Source organism: Mycobacterium paraffinicum (genome assembly GCF_001907675.1).
GTDB classification, from domain to species: domain Bacteria; phylum Actinomycetota; class Actinomycetes; order Mycobacteriales; family Mycobacteriaceae; genus Mycobacterium; species Mycobacterium paraffinicum_A.
Map to the genome: position 1 here is coordinate 1 of NZ_MPNT01000025.1, position 19,489 is coordinate 19,489.

14 protein-coding genes are annotated in these 19,489 nt (G+C 68.5%); 1 reads left to right on the forward strand and 13 read right to left on the reverse strand.

Features of this window, described 5'->3' with window-relative positions; translation table 11 throughout:
* Window positions 1–41 precede the first annotated feature (41 nt).
* The 10 genes from BRW65_RS22120 to BRW65_RS22165 form a co-directional block, all read right to left on the reverse strand.
* Window positions 42–809, reverse strand: a complete 768-nt coding sequence (locus tag BRW65_RS22120; RefSeq protein ID WP_073878309.1) for a crotonase/enoyl-CoA hydratase family protein — start codon at window positions 807–809, stop codon at window positions 42–44.
* On the reverse strand, window positions 806–1,525 hold the full coding sequence (locus BRW65_RS22125) for a PaaX family transcriptional regulator C-terminal domain-containing protein (RefSeq protein WP_073878311.1): 720 nt from the start codon (window positions 1,523–1,525) through the stop codon (window positions 806–808). The genes BRW65_RS22120 and BRW65_RS22125 overlap by 4 nt, the downstream gene beginning before the upstream one ends.
* A 3-nt stretch (window positions 1,526–1,528) precedes the next feature.
* Window positions 1,529–2,467, reverse strand: a complete 939-nt coding sequence (locus BRW65_RS22130; protein WP_073878313.1) for a crotonase/enoyl-CoA hydratase family protein — start codon at window positions 2,465–2,467, stop codon at window positions 1,529–1,531.
* Window positions 2,464–4,092 (reverse strand): acyl-CoA dehydrogenase family protein, encoded by a 1,629-nt coding sequence (locus tag BRW65_RS22135; protein ID WP_073878315.1) that lies wholly within the window; start codon window positions 4,090–4,092, stop codon window positions 2,464–2,466. The genes BRW65_RS22130 and BRW65_RS22135 overlap by 4 nt, the downstream gene beginning before the upstream one ends.
* Before the next feature lie 48 nt (window positions 4,093–4,140).
* Window positions 4,141–4,977 (reverse strand): extracellular catalytic domain type 1 short-chain-length polyhydroxyalkanoate depolymerase, encoded by an 837-nt coding sequence (locus tag BRW65_RS22140; RefSeq protein ID WP_073878317.1) that lies wholly within the window; start codon window positions 4,975–4,977, stop codon window positions 4,141–4,143.
* 10 nt (window positions 4,978–4,987) lie between these two features.
* Window positions 4,988–5,743 (reverse strand): deoxyribonuclease IV, encoded by a 756-nt coding sequence (locus BRW65_RS22145; protein WP_073878319.1) that lies wholly within the window; start codon window positions 5,741–5,743, stop codon window positions 4,988–4,990.
* 164 nt (window positions 5,744–5,907) lie between these two features.
* Complete coding sequence (locus tag BRW65_RS22150; protein ID WP_073878321.1) at window positions 5,908–9,858, reverse strand: DNA-directed RNA polymerase subunit beta'; 3,951 nt, start codon at window positions 9,856–9,858, stop codon at window positions 5,908–5,910.
* Window positions 9,859–9,899: 41 nt separating this feature from the next.
* Window positions 9,900–13,406: a DNA-directed RNA polymerase subunit beta gene (locus tag BRW65_RS22155; protein ID WP_139273210.1), complete on the reverse strand. Its 3,507-nt coding sequence runs from the start codon at window positions 13,404–13,406 to the stop codon at window positions 9,900–9,902.
* A 397-nt stretch (window positions 13,407–13,803) separates the two neighbouring features.
* Window positions 13,804–14,814, reverse strand: coding sequence for an ABC transporter ATP-binding protein (locus BRW65_RS22160; RefSeq protein WP_073878326.1), 1,011 nt, complete (start codon window positions 14,812–14,814; stop codon window positions 13,804–13,806).
* 169 nt (window positions 14,815–14,983) lie between these two features.
* Window positions 14,984–16,477 carry a carotenoid oxygenase family protein gene (locus BRW65_RS22165; RefSeq protein WP_073878328.1) on the reverse strand — a complete coding sequence of 498 codons (1,494 nt, stop codon included), beginning with the start codon at window positions 16,475–16,477 and terminating at the stop codon, window positions 14,984–14,986.
* Between the two features lie 62 nt (window positions 16,478–16,539).
* On the opposite strand from BRW65_RS22165, the gene BRW65_RS22170 reads away from it, so the two are divergent.
* Window positions 16,540–17,223: a TetR/AcrR family transcriptional regulator gene (locus BRW65_RS22170; RefSeq protein ID WP_432206447.1), complete on the forward strand. Its 684-nt coding sequence runs from the start codon at window positions 16,540–16,542 to the stop codon at window positions 17,221–17,223.
* Window positions 17,224–17,272: 49 nt separating this feature from the next.
* Here the strand turns inward: BRW65_RS22170 and rplL are convergent, their stop codons facing one another.
* The 3 genes from rplL to BRW65_RS22185 form a co-directional block, all read right to left on the reverse strand.
* Window positions 17,273–17,665 (reverse strand): 50S ribosomal protein L7/L12, encoded by a 393-nt coding sequence (gene rplL / locus BRW65_RS22175; RefSeq protein WP_067274949.1) that lies wholly within the window; start codon window positions 17,663–17,665, stop codon window positions 17,273–17,275.
* A gap of 43 nt (window positions 17,666–17,708) precedes the next feature.
* The gene (gene rplJ / locus BRW65_RS22180; RefSeq protein ID WP_073878330.1) at window positions 17,709–18,326 is read right to left on the reverse strand and encodes a 50S ribosomal protein L10; all 618 of its coding nucleotides are present in this window, start codon (window positions 18,324–18,326) and stop codon (window positions 17,709–17,711) included.
* Window positions 18,327–18,583: 257 nt separating this feature from the next.
* Window positions 18,584–19,489, reverse strand: a complete 906-nt coding sequence (locus BRW65_RS22185; RefSeq protein WP_073878332.1) for an ROK family protein — start codon at window positions 19,487–19,489, stop codon at window positions 18,584–18,586.

A 19,489-nucleotide genomic window follows, 5' to 3' on the forward strand; every position in this document is an offset into this window, starting at 1 on the left:
TCCCGGCAGGGTGCGGCTCGCACCGTAACCGGGTTGATCGGCTAGCTTGCGGGAGCGCCGTGCCGGCCCGCGCCCGCGGCGAACCGCCCCGCCCCTTCGTTCGCCTCGGCGGCAACGCGGGAGATGCTGGCGAATTCGAAGTCGATCGCCTCGGATTCCGTTGTGCCCCATTGATGCAGCGCCGAGAGCCGGTCGGAGCGCAGGCACTGCTGCGGCAGCGCGGCCAGTTGCGCCGCCAGTTCCTCCGCCGCCCGCCGCGCCTGACCTTTCGGCACGACGCGGTTGGCCAGCCCCATCGCGAGTGCTTCGTCGGCCTTGACTCCGCGGCCGGTGAGGATCATGTCCATCGCGCGGCTGTGTCCGATCAGCCGCGGCAACCGCACCGTGCCCCCGTCGATCAGCGGCACGCCCCAGCGGCGGCAGTAGACCCCGAACACGGCGTCCTCCTCGGCCACCCGAAGATCGCACCAGACGGCCAATTCCAGACCCCCGGCGACCGCGAAGCCGCTGACGGCGGCGATTACCGGCTTGGACAGCACCATTCGCGTCGGCCCCATCGGGCCCGGGCCCGTCCGGTGCACGGCGTTGGCGTCCGGGGTGCCGAAGGCCTTCAAATCGGCGCCGGCGCAGAAGGTTCCACCATCCCCCCACAGCACCGCGACCGAGGCGGAGTCGTCGCGGTCGAATTCCTCGAACGCCGCGTACAGCGCGGCGGCCGTGGGTCCGTTGACCGCGTTGCGAGCGGCCGGCCGGTTCAGGATCACCGTCGTCACCGGGCCGTTGCGTTCGATGCGCACTGGGTCGCTCATGGTGCCTCCGCGAATAGTGGTTCCCGCCGCTGCAGCAGCTCAGTGGCGAAGTCATGGTAGGCCGCCCGCAGTCGCGCGCCCGGCCAGTCGGCGGGCAGCAGCTCGTCGGGCAATACCGGGTCGGTGAGCAGGTGCCGCACCGTCGCGGCGGCAACCACGAAACGGGCGGGAACGTCGGGCGCGGCGGCCATCTCGTCGAGCAGCCGGTTACCTGCCCGGGCCCACGCGGGCAGGTCCCACAGTTGGGCGGCGAGCTCGGCGGCGTCGTCGACGCGCGCCCGCAAGACCCTTACCCGGGCGTCGATCTCGGGGTCGAGGTCCAGCTCCAGGTTGTCGGGGCGCATCCATACGCCCTCGCGCAGTTCACCGAAGCGCTTGCCGTGCATGGTGTTTCGCAGCGCGGCTCGGGTACGCGCGTCGCCGCCCACGCTGGTCACGATCAGCGTGACCCACTCGCCGTCCCATGGGCGGACCCGCGGGTCGATGGCGTCGTCCTGGCGTCGCTGCCGGGCCAGCAGGCGATCGGAGAGTCGATAGCCGTCGGCGGAGCGGATCAGGTCGCCGGCACCGACCATGCGGGTCAGCGCCACCCGCAGGGTTGTCTCTTTGATGCCGAAATCCGAAGTCAGTCGCACCAATTCGCTGGCCCGCGCGTGCGCCGGGTGGGCCCCCAGCAGCACGCTCAGCACCACGGACCGGGCCGTCATGGTGGCCATCGGCTAGACCTGTGACGCGCGGCGGCCGTAGTCGCCGAAGGGCTCGTCGCGATGCCGCACCGCTTCGCGGAAGCCGTGCTCGGTGGCGTCGGCGACGAAGGCGTGGCCTTCCGGGGTGTGCCGGGCGACACCGTCGAACACGGTGCTGACCATCCTGCTGGTGGCCACACCCTGTTGCAGCAGAGCCGAATTCAGCGCGAGCTTGACCATGATCAGCTGGTTGACCGGCACCGCGGCGATCCGCTGCACCAGCCGCTCGGTGCGCTCGTCAAGGTCGCCTGGCTCCGGCGCCTCGACCGCCAGGCCCCATTCGGCGGCCTGCGCCCCGGTGATGCAGTCCCCGGTGAACAGCAGGCGCTTGGCGCGCTGGTCGCCGAGCCGGTGCGCCCACAGGCCCGCCGCCGGGACACCCCACACCCGCGTCGGCGGGTAGCCGATCTTGGCGTCGGCGGCGGCGATCACCTGGTCGGCGTGCAGCGCGATGTCGGTGCCGCCGGCCACGCAGTAGCCGTGGATCTTGACCACCGTCGGCTTGTCGGCGTGCATCAGGCTGGAGAAGCCGCGCACGAACCGGCTCATCATCTGGTAGTCGATCATCGGGTCCCACGGCCGATCGGGTAAGTGGTTGACCGCCTGGGTTTTTCCGCTGAGCACGGTGCCGGCGTACCCGCCGGTCCCACCGGCCGAGCCGGTGCGGTCGGCGTATGCGCTCAGGTCGAAGCCTGCGCAGAAGCCCTCACCGCGGCCCGAAACCAGGATCACGTGCACATCGGGATCCAGGTCGGCGCGCTCCACCAGCGCCGCGAGCTCCAGCGGGGTGTCCGCGACGATCGCGTTGCCCTTCTCCGGCCGGTTGAAGGTGATCCGGGCGACCCGATCGGTGACCTCATAGGTCATCGTCTTCAGGTTGTCGAAGTCGACCGGCCTGATCGCGTGCGTCATCCCTTTACTAGAGCACGCTCGAGAATCGGAGCCAGGTCCAGGCCGGTGGGCATCGTGCCGTACGCGCCGCCCCACTGGCGGTCGAGTCGGGTGGTCAGGAAGGCCTCGGCGACCGCGGGGTGGCCGTGGCGCACCAGCAGCGAGCCCTGCAGCGCCAGGCAGATGTCCTCGGCGACCTTGCGGGCCCGGTGCGCGATGGTGTCCAGATCGGCCAGGTCCGACCGCAGCCGGTCGACGTGGGCGCCAAGTCGCGGGTCAGCAGCGGCGCTCTCGGACAGCTCGGTGAACAGCACCTCGACGCATTCGGGACGAGTTGCCATGGCGCGCAACGTGTCCAGGGCGCTGACATTGCCCGAGCCCTCCCAGATGCCCATCAGCGGCGCCTCCCGGAACAGTCGCGGCATGCCCGAGTCCTCGACGTACCCGTTGCCGCCCAGGCATTCCAGCGCCTCGGCGGCGTGCGGGGTCGCGCGCTTGCACACCCAGTACTTGCTGGCCGCCAGGCCAATGCGGCGCAGCAGCGCCTCCTGGTCGTCGCCGCGCAACGCCCGGTCGGTGGCGCCGGCCATCCGCATCGCGACGATGGTGGCGGCCTCGGCCTCGACGGCCAGGTCGGCCAGCACGTTGCGCATCAGCGGCTGGTCGATCAGGTAGGCGCCGAACGCCTTTCGGTGCTGCGCGTGGTGGATCGCGCGGGTCAGGCCGGTGCGCATGCTGGTGGCGCTGCCCAGCGTGCAGTCCAGCCGGGTGAGGTTGACCATCTCGATGATGGTGGGCACGCCGCGGCCCTCCTCGCCCACCAGCCACGCGGTGGCACCGTCGTACTCGACCTCGCTGGACGCGTTGGCGTGGTTGCCGAGCTTGTCCTTGAGCCGCTGCAGGAACATGCGGTTGCGACTGCCGTCGGGCAGCACCCGCGGCAGCAGGAAGCAGGACAGCCCGCCCGGGGCTTGGGCGAGGACCAGGAAGATGTCGCACATCGGGGCCGAGGTGAACCACTTGTGACCGGTCAGGCTGTAGCTGCCGTCACCGTTCGGGGTCGCCTGCGTGGTCCCGGCGCGCACGTCGGAGCCGCCCTGCTTCTCGGTCATCGACATGCCGGCGGTGATGCCGCGTTTGGTACTGGCCGGCTTGAGCTCGGGATCGTATTCGCGGCTGGTGAGCAGGGGCTCGTAGACCGCCGCGAGCTCGGCGTTGTAGCGCAGCGCGGGGACGACGGCGTAGGTCATCGAGATCGGGCAAGTGTGGCCGGGCTCGACGTTCCAGACCGACATCTTCGCCGCGCGCACCACGTGCGCCCCCGGACGTCCGTCGGCCCACGGCGCCGCGTGGATGCCGCTGGCGATCGCCGTGCGCATCAGCTCGTGGTAGGCCGGGTCGTACTCGACCTCGTCGACCCGGTGGCCGTACTTGTCGTGCGTGTGCAGGATGGGCCGGTTGCGGTCGGCGAGCTCACCCCACCGCTGGGCTTGGCGGCCACCGGCGATCGCGCCCACCTCGGTCACCTCTTCGGAGCCCCATTGCCCGCCCTCGCGGATCAGGGCCTCGACGAGCACCGCGGACGTCGCGGGGTTGTAGTTCTCCAGCGGGGGAACCTGGTTGGTGACGACATGCGTATCCGACATGCCCCTCATGTTACATTTTTTCGACAGTCGCACAAGAGGTGTAATGACTCACCGGGGGTGTGCGGAGAAGAAGTCCCACAGGGTGCGCGCGGCGAACGGGGGCCACTCGTGGCCACCCTGATCGATCGTGACGAGGCTGACACCGCGGTTGCCGGCACATCCCGCCGTCGACGTGGTGACCGGGCCATTGGCGTTGGTGGTCGGATTCGCGCACTGATCGACGTTGCGCCAGAACGCATCCACGTCGGGCACCGACGGGCCGTTGATGACGCTGAAACCCTGCCCACCGCCGTAGGGCACCAGCCGGTCCGCCGTGCCGTGGATCTGCATGATCGACGTCGGACGCGGGTTGGGGCACCGGTTCAGCTGGGTGCCGGCGACCGGCCCGATCGCGGCGAAGATGTCGGTGGCACAGGCCAGGGTGAAGGACATGATGGCGCCGTTGCTCATCCCGGAGACATAGATCCGGGCGGGGTCGGTGCCGACATGCTTGGCGATGTCGGCGACGACCGCGCTGATGAACGCGACGTCGTCGACACCCTCCCGTCCCGGCCTGCCGCAGCAGGTTTCCCCGTCCACGTTCCAGGCCCGGTCCAGCCCGTCCGGGTAGGCGACGACGAACTTGGCCGAATCGGCCAATTCGTCCCAGCCGTAAGCCCTTTCGACCTGGCGAGCGCTCCCGGAATAACCGTGTAGCGCGACGACCAGCGGCGACGACGCGGGTTTGCCCGCCGGCTCGTAGAGCCGGTAGGTGCGGTCGAGCCCGCCGACTTTGATGTGGTGCAGGCTGGTGCCGGTCACGAAGCCCGAGGGTGGGTCGGACCACGCCGAGCAACCCGCGACCAGCAGGACCACCCCGAAAAGCGTTGCCAGCCGACCGAACACGGGCCGGGTCTTAGCCGCTGGTCTTTTCCCGGAGGAACGCGATGTCGTCCTTGCGTCCCTCGTCGGCGGTCTCGCAGATGACCGGAGCATCGGCGGCCGTGACCACCGCGACCAGCAGCTCGGGATCGATCTGGCCGGTGCCGAAGTTGGCGTGCCGGTCGGCGCCCGAGCCCGCCGCGTCCCTCGAGTCGTTGCAGTGCACCAGGTCGATGCGCCCGGTCAATGCCCTGATCCGGTCGACCGCGTCGACCAGCGCCTCACCCGCGGCCCAGGCGTGACAGGTGTCCAGGCAGAAGCCGATTCCCTTGTCGCCGATGTGATCCCAGAGTTTGCCGATGGTGTCGAAGTGGCGGGCCATCGCGTGGTCGCCGCCTGCGGTGTTCTCCAGGTACACGGGCACGTCGGTTTCCAGATAGTCCAGCGCCTTGACCCACCGCTGGAAGCCGGCCTCCATGTCGTCGTCGTCGGCATGGCCGCCGTGCACGATCACGGCCGTCGCGCCGATCTGTGCGGCCGCGTCGCAGGTGTCCTGCAGGATCTTGCGCGACGGGATGCGGATGCGGTTGTTCGCCGATGCCACGTTGATGAGGTAGGGCGCGTGCACGTAAAGCGGCACGGCCGACGCCTTGAGCGCGGGGGCGTCATCGCGCGGTTTCGGCTTCTTCCAGCTCTGCGGGTTGCCGAGGAAGAACTGCACCACGTCGGCCCCGTCCGCTTGGGCGGCGGCCAGCGGGTCGTCGTTGTGAACGTGTGAACCGATGAGCACCCGGCCAGTCTAGTGCGGCGAGTGGACACGCCTCGCCGAATGTGCGGCTGGCCGCACACTCGGGCTCGAACGTGCGGCTGGCCGCACACTCGCGGGGCAGCGCGCGGCGGGCAACGAGAAAGCCCCGGGCCTCTTTGGGCCCGGGGCTTTCTCGTTTGACGCGACTAGCGGTAGTCGCTGTAGCCGTAGTCGTCCAGCGGAACCGCGGCTCCGGTCGCCTGGCCGAAGTCCGGGCTGTAGTACTGATCCTCGTAGGACGGGATCGTGTACGCCGCGGCGCGGGCCTCCTCGGTCGGCTGCACCTGGATGTTGCGGTACCGGTTGATACCGGTACCGGCCGGGATCAGCTTTCCGATGATCACGTTCTCCTTCAGACCGTTGAGCTTGTCGCTGCGGCAGTTGATGGCCGCATCGGTCAGCACTCGCGTGGTCTCCTGGAACGACGCCGCACTCAGCCACGAGTCGGTGGCCAGCGACGCCTTCGTGATACCCATCAGCACCGGGCGCCCGGCGGCGGGCTCGCCGCCCTCGGCCACCACCCGACGGTTCTCCGCCTCGAACTCCGCCCGGTCGATCAGCGAGCCGGGCAGGAACTCCGTGGAGCCCGAGTCGATGATGGTGACGCGGCGCAGCATCTGGCGGACGATCACTTCGATGTGCTTGTCGTGGATCGACACACCCTGGGCGCGGTAGACCTCCTGGACCTCGCGGACCAGGTGGATCTGCACCTCGCGGGGGCCCTGCACGCGCAGCACCTCGTGCGGGTCGGCCGAACCCTCCATCAGCTGCTGGCCCACCTCGACGTGGTCGCCGTCGGACAGTACCCGCTCGGAACCGTCGTCGTGCTTGAACACGCGCAGCCGCTGCCGCTTGGAGAGCTTGTCGTACACGACCTCCTCGCTCCCGTCGTCGGGAATGATGGTGATCTTGTAGAAGCGCTCGCCCTCCTCGAGTTGCACCCGCCCGGTGACGTCGGCGATCGGCGCCTTGCCGCGCGGGACGCGGGCCTCGAACAGCTCCTGGACCCGGGGCAGACCGCCGGTGATGTCCTCACCGACACCACCCTGGTGGAAGGTGCGCATGGTCAGCTGCGTGCCGGGCTCGCCGATGGACTGGGCCGCGACGATGCCGACGGCCTCGCCGATGTCGACCAGCTTGCCGGTCGCCATCGAGCGGCCGTAGCAGGTCGCGCACACGCCGGTGCCCGTGGTGCAGGTCAGCACCGAGCGCACCTTGACCTGCGTGATGCCGGCCGCCAGCAGGGCGTCGATCTCCGGGTCACCCAGGTCCTCGCCGCGGGCGACGACGACGTTACCGGCCTCGTCGACCGCGTCGGTGCCCAAAGTCCGCGCGTACGCCGAGGTTTCGATGTACGGGTCACGGATCAGGGTGCCGTCGGGCTGACGCTCGGCGAGCTCGACGATGATGCCGCGCTCGGTCTCGCAGTCGTGCTCGCGCACGATGACGTCCTGGCTCACGTCCACCAGACGACGGGTCAGGTAACCCGAGTCGGCGGTACGCAACGCGGTGTCCGCCAGGCCCTTTCGGGCGCCGTGCGTGTTGATGAAGTACTCCAGCACGGTCAGGCCCTCGCGGAACGACGACTTGACCGGACGCGGGATGAACTCACCCTTCGGGTTGGTCACCAGACCCTTCATGCCGGCCAGCGTTCGGGTCTGGGTGAAGTTACCCGTGGCACCCGAGTCGACGATCGTGATGATCGGGTTGTCGCTGGGGTAGTGCTCGCGGAGCGCCTGACCGACCTCGTCGGTGGCTTCCTTCCAGATCTCCACCAGCGCCTCGTTGCGCTCGTCGTGGTTCAAAGCGCCGCGCTGGAACTGCTTTTCGACCTTCTCGGCCCGCTCCTCGTACTGGTCGAGGATCTCCTTCTTGCGCGGCGGGACCAGCACGTCGGCCATCGACACGGTGACACCACTGCGGGTCGCCCAGTAGAAGCCGGCGTCCTTGAGCTTGTCGACGGTCTGCGCCACCACGATCATCGGGTAGCGCTCGGCGAGGTCGTTGATGATCGCGGCCTGCACCTTCTTGTGCATCTGCTTATTCACGAACGGGTAGCCCACCGGCAGCAGCTCGTTGAACAGCACCCGGCCCAGCGTGGTCTCGGCCATCCAGGCGTCGCCCGGCTGCCAACCGTTGGCGCCGAACACCTCCGCCTCGACCTCGGCCGGCGGACGCAACTGCGTCAGCCGCACCTTGATCTTGGCCCGCACCGAGAGGACGCCGCGGTCGGCGGCCATGATCGCCTCGGCCGGCGAGGAGTACACGCCGACCTCCGGCTGATCCTTTGCGGCGGGCTGGAATTCGCCCTTGTCGCCGTCGACCTCGGTGGTCAGGAAGTACAGCCCGGTCACCATGTCCAGTCGCGGCATGGCCAGCGGGCGGCCGGATGCGGGCGACAGGATGTTGTTGCTCGACAGCATCAGGATGCGCGCCTCGGCCTGCGCCTCGGCACTCAGCGGCAGGTGCACCGCCATCTGGTCACCGTCGAAGTCGGCGTTGAACGCCTCACACACCAACGGGTGCAGCTGAATGGCCTTGCCCTCCACCAGCATCGGCTCGAAGGCCTGGATGCCCAGCCGGTGCAGCGTGGGCGCGCGGTTCAGCAGCACGGGGTGCTCGGCGATGACCTCTTCCAGGACGTCCCACACCTGGGGACGCTGGCGCTCCACCATGCGCTTGGCGCTCTTGATGTTCTGCGCGTGGTTGAGGTCGACGAGCCGCTTCATCACGAACGGCTTGAACAGCTCGAGCGCCATCAGCTTGGGCAGGCCGCACTGGTGCAGCTTGAGCTGCGGGCCGACCACGATGACCGAACGGCCCGAGTAGTCGACGCGCTTACCGAGCAGGTTCTGGCGGAACCGGCCCTGCTTGCCCTTCAACAGATCCGACAGCGACTTGAGCGGACGGTTGCCCGGCCCGGTGACCGGGCGGCCGCGGCGGCCGTTGTCGAACAGGGCGTCGACGGACTCCTGCAGCATCCGCTTCTCGTTGTTGACGATGATCTCGGGCGCGCCGAGGTCGATCAGCCTCTTGAGGCGGTTGTTGCGGTTGATGACCCGGCGGTACAGGTCGTTCAGGTCGCTGGTCGCGAAGCGGCCACCGTCCAGCTGCACCATCGGGCGCAGCTCCGGCGGGATCACCGGCACGGCGTCGAGCACCATGCCCATCGGCGAGTTGCCGGACTGCTGGAAGGCGGCGACCACCTTCAGCCGCTTGAGGGCGCGAAGCTTCTTCTGCCCCTTGCCGTTTCGGATGACGTCGCGCAGCGAGTCGGCCTCGGCGTCGATGTCGAAGTTCTCGATGAGCTTCTGGATCGACTCCGCGCCCATGGCGCCGGTGAAGTACTCGCCGTAGCGGTCGACGAGCTCGCGGTAGAGGTTCTCGTCGACGATCAGCTGCTTGGGGGCCAGCTTGGTGAACGTGTTCCAGATGTCCTCCAGCCGGTCCAGCTCGCGCTGGGCGCGGTCGCGGAGCTGCCGCATCTCCCGCTCCCCGCCGTCGCGCACCTTGCGGCGGGCGTCGGCCTTGGCACCCTCGGCCTCCAGCTCGGCCAGATCGGCCTCGAGCTTCTGCGCGCGGGCCTCCAGGTCGGCGTCGCGCTGGTCCTCAACGGCCTTGCGCTCCACCATCATTTCGGCCTCGAGCGTGGACAGCTCGTTGTGCCGCATCTCGTCGTCGACCGACGTGATCACGTACGCCGCGAAGTAGATGATCTTCTCGAGATCCTTCGGGGCGAGGTCGAGCAGGTATCCGAGCCGGCTCGGCACACCCTTGAAATACCAGATGTGCGTGACGGGCGCGGCAAGCTCGATGTGGCCCATCCGCTCGCGGCGCACCTTGGCGCGGGTCACCTCGACGCCGCAGCGCTCACAGATGATGCCCTTGAAGCGGACGCGCTTGTACTTGCCGCAGTAGCACTCCCAGTCGCGAGTCGGTCCGAAGATCTTCTCGCAGAACAGGCCGTCCTTTTCCGGCTTCAGCGTGCGGTAGTTGATTGTCTCCGGCTTCTTGACCTCGCCGTAAGACCATTGCCTGATGTCCTCCGCTGTGGCCAAGCCGATACGGAGTTCATCGAAGAAGTTGACGTCGAGCACGTAACTCCCTTTCCCCTTGCGGGTTTAGTAACTAAAAGTGGTTAAGCCAGGTCCTCAACCGAGGCGGATTCGTTGCGCGACAAGTTGATTCCCAGGTTGGCCGCAGCGCGCTCCAGGTCCTCGTCCTCGCCTTCGCGCAATTCGATCGCCGCGCCGTCCGACGAGAGCACCTCCACGTTCAGGCACAGCGACTGCAGCTCCTTGAGCAGCACCTTGAACGACTCGGGGATGCCCGGCTCGGGGATGTTCTCGCCCTTGACGATCGCCTCGTACACCTTGACCCGGCCGACCGTGTCGTCGGACTTGATGGTCAACAGCTCCTGCAGCGTGTACGCCGCGCCGTAGGCCTGCATGGCCCAGCACTCCATCTCACCGAACCGCTGGCCACCGAACTGCGCCTTACCGCCCAGCGGCTGCTGGGTGATCATCGAGTACGGACCGGTCGAGCGGGCGTGGATCTTGTCGTCCACCAAGTGGTGCAGCTTCATGATGTACATGAAGCCAACCGTCACCGGATACGGGAACGGCTCACCGCTGCGGCCGTCGAAGAGCACCGCCTTGCCGTCGCCGTTCACCATCACCTCGTTGTCCCGGTTGGGCAGCGTGCAGGACAGCAGGCCCTGCAACTCCGCCTCCCGGGCGCCGTCGAACACCGGCGTCGACACGATGGCGTTCGGCTCCGCGCTCTGCAGCTCCTTGGGCAGGTTGGCGGCCCACTCGGGCGAACCCTCGATGTTCCAGCCGGACTTGGCCACCCACCCGAGGTGGGTCTCCAGGATCTGGCCGATGTTCATCCGTCGCGGCACACCGTGGGTGTTCAGGATGATGTCCACCGGGGTGCCGTCGGGCAGGAACGGCATGTCCTCGACGGGCAGGATCTTGCCGATCACGCCCTTGTTGCCGTGCCGGCCCGCCAGCTTGTCACCGTCGGAGATCTTGCGCTTCTGGGCCACGTAGACGCGGACCAGCTCGTTGACACCGGCCGGCAGCTCGTCGTCGTCCTCGCGGGAGAACACCCGGATGCCGATGACCTTGCCGGACTCGCCGTGCGGCACCTTGAGCGAGGTGTCGCGGACCTCCCGCGCCTTCTCGCCGAAGATCGCCCGCAGCAACCGCTCCTCCGGCGTCAGCTCGGTCTCACCCTTCGGGGTGACCTTGCCGACCAGGATGTCGCCGTCGCGGACCTCGGCGCCGATGCGGACGATGCCGCGCTCGTCGAGGTCGGCCAGCACCTCGTCGGAGACGTTCGGGATGTCCCGGGTGATCTCCTCGGCGCCCAGCTTGGTGTCGCGGGCGTCGATCTCGTGCTCCTCGATGTGGATCGAGGTGAGCACGTCCTCCTCAACCAGGCGGTTGGAGAGGATGATCGCGTCCTCGTAGTTGTGACCCTCCCACGGCATGATCGCCACCAGCAGGTTCTTGCCCAGCGCCATCTCACCGTTCTCGGTGCACGGTCCGTCGGCGATGACCTGGCCGGCCTCGACCCGGTCCCCGGCGTCCACGATCGGCGACTGGTTGGCGCAGGTGCCGTGGTTGGACCGCTCGAACTTGCGCATCCGGTAGGTGTGCCGGGTGCCGTCGTCGGCCATCACGGTGATGTAGTCGGCGGAGACCTCCTCGATCACCCCGGCCTTGTCCGCGACGACGACGTCGCCGGCGTCGATCGCGGCGCGCAGCTCCATGCCGGTGCCCACCAGCGGCGCCTCGCTGCGCACCAGCGGAACCGCCTGGCGCTGCATGTTGGCGCCCATCAGGGCACGGTTGGCGTCGTCGTGCTCGAGGAACGGGATCATGGCGGTGGCCACCGACACCATCTGGCGCGGCGACACGTCCATGTAGTCCACCTCGGACGACGGCACGTACTCGACCTCACCCGCCTTGCGGCGGACCAGGACGCGCGACTCCTCGAACCGGCCGTTGGCGTCGATCGGCGAGTTGGCCTGCGCCACGACGTGGCGGTCCTCCTCGTCGGCGGTCAGGTAGTGGATCTCGTCGGTGACCACACCGTCGACCACCTTGCGGTACGGCGTCTCGATGAAGCCGAACGGGTTGACCCGCGCGTACACCGACAGCGAGCCGATCAGACCGATGTTGGGACCCTCCGGGGTCTCGATCGGGCACATCCGGCCGTAGTGCGACGGGTGCACGTCACGGACCTCCAGCCCGGCCCGCTCACGGGACAGACCGCCGGGGCCCAGCGCCGACAGGCGGCGCTTGTGGGTCAGACCCGACAGGGGGTTGTTCTGGTCCATGAACTGGGAGAGCTGGCTGGTGCCGAAGAACTCCTTGATCGCGGCGACGACCGGCCGGATGTTGATCAGCGTCTGCGGCGTGATGGCCTCGACGTCCTGGGTGGTCATCCGCTCGCGGACGACGCGCTCCATCCGGGACATGCCGACCCGGATCTGGTTCTGGATCAACTCGCCGACGGTGCGCAGGCGCCGGTTGCCGAAGTGGTCGATGTCGTCGGTCTCCACCGGCACCTCGATGCCGCCGGGCACGGTCATCGTGGCCTGGCCCTCGTGCAGGCGGACCAGGTACTCGATGGTCGCGACGACGTCTTCCTCGGTCAGCGTGGACGAGGTGATCGGCTCGCCGGCGTGCAGGCCCAGCTTCTTGTTGACCTTGTAGCGGCCGACGCGGGCCAGGTCGTAGCGCTTCTCCTTGAAGAACAGGTTCTCCAGCAGGGTCTGCGCGGACTCCTTGGTCGGCGGCTCGCCCGGGCGCAGCTTGCGGTAGATGTCCAGCAGCGCCTCGTCGGTGCCGGCGGTGTTGTCCTTCTCCAGCGTCGACATCATGATCTCGGAGAAGCCGAACCGCTCGTGAATCTGCTCGTTGGTCCAGCCCAGCGCCTTGAGCAGCACGGTGACGGGCTGGCGACGCTTGCGGTCGATGCGCACACCCACGGTGTCGCGCTTGTCGACGTCGAACTCCAGCCACGCGCCGCGGCTCGGAATCACCTTGACGCTGTGCAGCAGCTTCTCGGTCGACTTGTCGATCGACTCGTCGAAGTACACGCCGGGCGAGCGGACCAGCTGGCTGACGACCACGCGCTCGGTCCCGTTGATGATGAAGGTGCCCTTCTCGGTCATCATCGGGAAGTCACCCATGAACACCGTCTGGCTCTTGATCTCGCCGGTGTTGTTGTTGATGAACTCGGCCGTGACGAACAGCGGGGCCGCGTACGTCATGTCCTTGTCTTTGCACTCGTCGACCGGCGCCTTGACCTCGTCGAAACGGGGGTCGGAGAACGACAGCGACATCGAGCCGGAGAAGTCCTCGATCGGCGAGAGCTCGTACAGCACCTCTTCGAGGCCGCCCACCGGGCTGGGCTCGCCGCGATCGATGGCGGCCTCGCGCCAGCGCGGTGAGCCGATCAACCACTCGAAGGAGTCGATCTGCACGTCGAGCAGGCCGGGAACCTCGAGCGGTTCGCGGAGCTTGGCGAAGGAAACTCGGTTGGGCGCTCCGGGGACGGAGCCGTTTAGGGAACTTCCGTTAGAGGAACTTTGTGGGCGATCCGTTTTGCTCTGGCGAGAATCAGCCAAGATGCATCCTTCCAGCACCTCGTGCGACTCACGAAGACCGGAACCACCGGTTGCGTTCGCCGCGAATTGTGTCGGTTAGGCCGGCGAACAAACTGTCCGGATCTCACGCGCACGATGAAAGAACTAAGCCGCTTACAGGGGGCTCAGGCTTAGACCACGGTGTCAGGTGGCGGGTGAGGTGGGCAGGAGGTAGCCAGCGCAACGTCCAACAATAGCGTAGGGCGGCGCATTCCTCAACTGTCCAGCACAGGACATCCAGGGACATCGGCGCTGGCTGGCATCTCGACTCTCCGCTGGATACATGCTGCCCAACAGACTGGCGCGTTTACGGCCCGTCGTCAAGAGGGCGGGCCGGGAGAGTTACGCGAAGTTATCGCGAAAACTCAGGCCGAGCGCGCTAGTCGCCGACCTCGTGCGCCCGGTACTTGTGGGTGCCCTCCATGTCGTCGAGGATCGCGGCTTGCGCCTTCTGCGGCAGGGTGTGCAGGATCTCGCGCACCCGGGCCTGGCGCCGGCCGACGGCCTTGCGCTCGGGCATGCCGGGGGACGCGACGATCTGCGGCGGCACGCCCTCGATCTCCTCCACACCGCCGGCGTGCTGGCCGGCCTCGAGGGCGGCCTGCTCCTCGGCCATCGTCGCCTCGTCCTTCTCCTCGGACATGCCGATCGGGCCGATGCGGCGGCCGTTGAGGAACTGCCGCACGACCGGCTCGTCGCTGGTCAGCAGCACCTCGCGGGGGCCGAACATGACCAGCTTGCGCCGGAAGAGCATGCCCATGTTGTCCGGGACGGTGCGGGCGATGTTGATGTTGTGCGTGACGATCAGGACGGTGGCGTCGATCTGGGCGTTGATGTCGAGGATCAGCTGACTCAGGTAGGCGGTGCGAACCGGGTCCAGACCGGAGTCGGGCTCGTCGCACAGGATGATCTGCGGGTCCATCACCAGGGCGCGGGCCAGGCTGGCGCGCTTGCGCATACCGCCGGAGATCTCGCCGGGGAACTTCTTCTCGTCGCCGCCAAGACCCACCATCTCCAGCTTCTCCATGACGATGTCACGGATCTCGCTTTCCTTCTTCTTGGTGTGCTCGCGCAGCGGGAAGGCGGCGTTGTCGAACAGGTTCATCGAACCGAACAGGGCACCGTCCTGGAACATGACGCCGAACAGCGTGCGGATCTCGTAGAGCTCCTTGGCCGAGCACTGCAGGATGTCGGTGCCGTCGATGACCACCGAGCCGCGCTCGGGACGCAGCAGGCCGATCAGGGACTTCAGGAACACCGATTTGCCGGTACCCGAGGGGCCCAGCAGAACGCTCACCTCCCCGGCGGGGATCTCCAGGGTGACGTCCTCCCAAATTCTCGACGACCCGAAGGACTTCGTGAGGCCGTTCACCTCAATAGCGACACCCATGGGAGATCCTTCCGTCGACGCTCATGCCCGCCACCTGCCCTTTTGTGTGGCATGAGTCACTGTAGCGCACGCTTGCTGCACGGCATCAGGGTTGCGTGGTACAGCCGGCGAAAATTGGCTGACCTGAGATCCCGCCGTCGCCGGCGGCCGCCATCTTATTCGACGCGCGTTAGCCAGTGGGCGCCCAATTGCCGTGAAAGCCCATCGGCACCCGCTGCGGCAAATGCACGGTGGCCACGGGCTCGAGCGTCCCCGCGTCCAGCAACACCAACTGGCCCTCGTCGCGGCCCCGGTGATAGCCGTAGCCCATCAGAACGCCGTCGTCCTCGGCTCCGCCTTTTTGGGAGGCGCCGGGGTTGGGCACAAAGGACATCTCGCCGAGCAAAAGGTCGGGATCGAGCGGCGCGACCATGCGGGCACCGGTGGCGTAGTCGTGCTTGTACACGGTCGCCTCGGCGCCCTGGAACGCCGCACCGACCGTGTAGCCGAAGCGGTGCTGCCGGCCGAGCAGATCCTCGTTGATCCGGGGGAATTCCTGCGGCCGATCGTCGCGGCATTCGGCGCTCACCGCGCCGGTCGCCAGGTTGATGGTCCAGCGGTCCAGCGTCGGCGGGGCCTCGCCGGGCCCGCGCCGGTCGCGGTCGAACATCCGCGAGTACCGCACCACGTCGAGCACCAAAACCTCTGCGCCGCCCCGCATCTCCGAGTAGGCGTTGAGGGGGTGGTAGACGTAGCAGGGTTCGATCTCGAACCAGCGAACGTCCTTATTGCCGCCCTCGCGGGGCATCACCCCGATGCGCGCCGGGTAGTTCGGGTTCCAGGCGTAGGGCATGCGATCGGAGTGCTTCGGGCTGCGGTTCATCAGGGCGCTGATCGGGCTCGGCACCCGCACGCGCCCGATCAGCGACTGCATCGCCAGCCGGGCCGGCGCAGAGAGCCAACCGGGCATGGTCTGCGGCAGCGCCTGCACCGGGTCGAACGTCACCGGCAGGTCGTAGACGACGACGTACTTTTCGGTTAGCGAGAAGTCGTGCATCATCGGCGACCCCGACACCTCGATGTCGACCGTGCGGCGCGCCCGCCCCTTGCTGTCGATCACCGAGTACTGCACGGTCCGCCCGCGGGCGAACGAATAGGAGATGGCGTGCAGTTCGCCGGTGCGCGGATCCCGGTGCGGGTGGGCGGCGTAGCCGCCGGCCAGGGTGCCGTCGAAGTCGCACGTCCCGATGGTGTCCAGCTCGTCGGTCAGCTCATAGTTGGCCACCCCGCCCTCGACCAGGGCCAGGGTGCGCCCGGCGTGGGTCAAGACGTTGGTGTTGGCGCCGAGCGAGAGCATGCCCGCGCGCGGGTCGAGCCGGCCCGGGGTTGGCTCGCCCAAGGCCGCGCACACCGACAGGCTGCGCACCCAGCGGTTGCGGTACCAACGGGCCCTGCCCTCGCTCAGCGCGACGCCGTGCACCATTCCGTCGCCGCTGAACCAGTGATAGGTGGCCGGGTCGACCTGTTCGGCGGGGTTGGGACCGTTGCGCAGGTAGCGACCGGCGAGGTGCTCGGGAATGTGTCCGGTGACCGGCAGGTCGGTCGCGGTCACCTCGGCGCGCACCGGCGCCAGCAGACCCTCGAGATACGGGTTACGGGTTTCGGCGGTATGTGTGACCGTCATCGCTGAGCTCCTATAACATTGATATGATGCTGTTATATGGACGCTACGCCGCGGATGCGAGGATGGCAACGATGACTTCGGAATTGACGCGAGGGCAGCACAGCGTCCGCGACGAAATGCTGCGCGCCGCCGTGGACCTGCTGCACGAGCACGGCCCGGACGCGCTGCAGACCCGCAAGGTCGCCGGCGCGGCCGGAACGTCGACGATGGCCGTCTACACCCACTTCGGCGGGATGCGCGGCCTGATCGCCGAGGTGGCCGAGGAGGGGTTGCGCCAGTTCGACGCCGCGCTGTCGGTGCCGCAGACCGCCGACCCGGTCGCGGACCTGTTCGCGACCGGTGCGGCCTACCGGCGCTACGCGATCGAGCATCCGCACATGTACCGGCTGATGTTCGGCAGCACCAGCGCGCACGGCATCAACGCGCCGGTGGGCAACGTGCTGGCGCTGACGGTCGGCGAGATCGAGCAGAGCATTCCCAGCTTCGCCCACGTGGTGCGGGCCGTACAGCGATCGATGCGGGCGGGCCGGATCACGGTGGGCGACGCCGACGACGACCACGCCGTGGTCAGCACAGCGGCCCAGTTCTGGGCGCTGGTGCACGGGTTCGTGATGCTCGAGCTCGCCGGTTTCTACGGCGACGACGGCGCGGCGGTCGAATCGGTGCTCGGCTCGATGAAGTCGAATCTGGTTATCGCGCTGGGTGATTCACCCGAGCGCGCGAAACGGTCGCTGCACTCACGCTGAGCGCACGAAACCCCCGGAAGGTCGCTTCCGGGGGTTTCGTGACGTGCAGCTACTTGACGGTGACGGTGGCGCCGGCGGCCTCGAGCTTGGCCTTGGCCTCGTCGGCGGCCTCCTTGGCGACCTTCTCCAGCAGCGGCTTGGGTGCGCTGTCGACCAGGTCCTTGGCCTCCTTGAGGCCCAGGCCGGAGACGATCTCGCGGACCACCTTGATGACGCCGATCTTCTTGTCGCCGGCGGCTTCGAGGATGACGTCGAACTCCGACTGCTCCTCGGCGGCCTCGGCGGGGGCGCCACCGGCGGCCGGGCCGGCCGCGGCGACGGCGACCGGGGCGGCCGCGGTGACCTCGAAGGTCTCCTCGAACTTCTTGACGAAGTCGGAGAGCTCCAACAGGGTCATTTCCTTGAAGGCGTCGAGCAGGTCGTCGGTAGACATTTTCGCCATGGTGTGGGTCCTTCCTTGTTTTCCCAGGTTTGCGGGTTTGGTGTTATTCGGCTTCGGCCGGTGCCTCGGCCGTCTCGGCCGGTGCCTCGGGGGTTTCCTCGGCGGGGGCCGCCGGTGCTGCTGCGACCGGAGCCGCGGGCTCCGGCTCGGCGGGCTTCTTCTCCTGCAGTGCGGCCAGTAGGCGGGCCATCTGCGAGGTCGGGGCGGCGAACAGGCCGGCCGCCTTGGCGAGGTTGCCCTTCATGGCGCCGGCCAGCCTGGCCAGCAGCACCTCGCGCGACTCCAGGTCGGCGATGCGCTCGACCTCGGCGACGGTCAGCGCGCGACCGTCCATGTAGCCGCCCTTGATGACCAGCGCCTTGTGGTCCTTGGCGAAGGTCTTGATGGCCTTGGCGGCGTCGACCGGCTCGCCGGTGACGAACGCGATCGCGGTCGGCCCGGCGAACAGCTCGTCGAGGCCTTCGACGCCCGCCTCGGACGCCGCCCGCTTGATCAGCGTGTTCTTGGCCACCGAGTAGGTGGCCGAGCCGCTCAGCGACCGGCGCAGCTCGGCCAGGTTCGCCACGGTCAACCCGCGGTACTCGGTGATCAGGGTCGCGGTCGCGTCCCTGAACTGCTCGGCGATGTCTGCAACGGCGGTGGCCTTGTCAGCCCTGGCCATGCGTACCTCCTGAAGTGAAAACCATGCGACGTGTCGTCTGTGATCACCCGTGGAACGACGAACGCCCCGGCGCAGGATGCGGCCGGGGCGTGAATGCGCGCCGGCGGGGCCGGCGCTGCTGCCTCGTCCTCCTGCGTGGGCCGCCGGGATACTCCCGGACCTTCAACCGATTGCTCGGTGACCGACGGTCTTCGGTGGATCGGGCACCAGGATAGCCTGACCCGTCGCCGTCAGCCAAAACGGCGGCCGTCCGGCGGTCAGCTGAGGCCGGCCAGCCGCGCCGCGCCGACCAGGCCCGCCTCGCCGCCGAGTTCGGCGCGAACCACCCGAAGACCGGCCAGGAAGTCCAGCCGCGCGTACTCGGCCAGCGTCTCCCGTAGCGGATCGAAGAGCAGGCCGCCGGAGTTGGCGACGCCTCCCCCGATGACGACGAGGTCCAGGTCGCAGACCGCGCCGACCGAGGCGATCATCGCCGCGAGCGCGGTGGCCCCCCGGTGGAATGCCCGGCCCGCCAACGGATCCCCGGCCGCCGCGGCGGCGGCCAGGTCGCGGGCGCCGGCCGTGGGCGGGGCGGACCACCCGTTGGCCCGCGCCCAGCGCACCATGGACGGCCCGGAGGCGATGGCCTCGACGCAGCCGCGCCCGCCGCACACGCAGGGCGGGCCGCCGTCCTCCACCACCACGTGCCCGACGTGGCCGGCGTTGCCGGTGCGGCCGGTGTACGGAACGCCGCCCAGCACCAGCCCGCCGCCCACCCCGGTGGACACCACCATGCCCAGCAGGAAGTCCGCGCCGCGGCCCGCACCGCGCCAGTGCTCGCCCAGCGCCATGCACAGGCCGTCGCCGCCGAGCCGTACGGGGACGCCGGGCACCGCGGTCGCGACGCGGTCGCGCAGCGGGAAGCGTTGCCAGCCTTTGATGTTGACGGGGCTGACGGTTCCGGCGCGCAGGTCGATGGGCCCGGCCGACCCGATACCAACGGCGGCGACCGCACCGTCGGCCGCACGCAGCGCGTCGGCGATCGTCGCGTCGGCCGCGGCCCACACCTCCTCGGCCGCGCCTTTCGGCGTGGGCCGCACGACGGTGTGCACCAGTGTGCCGTCGGGATCGGCGAGGCCGGCGGCGATCTTGGTGCCGCCGATGTCCAGGCAGAGGGTGAGCAT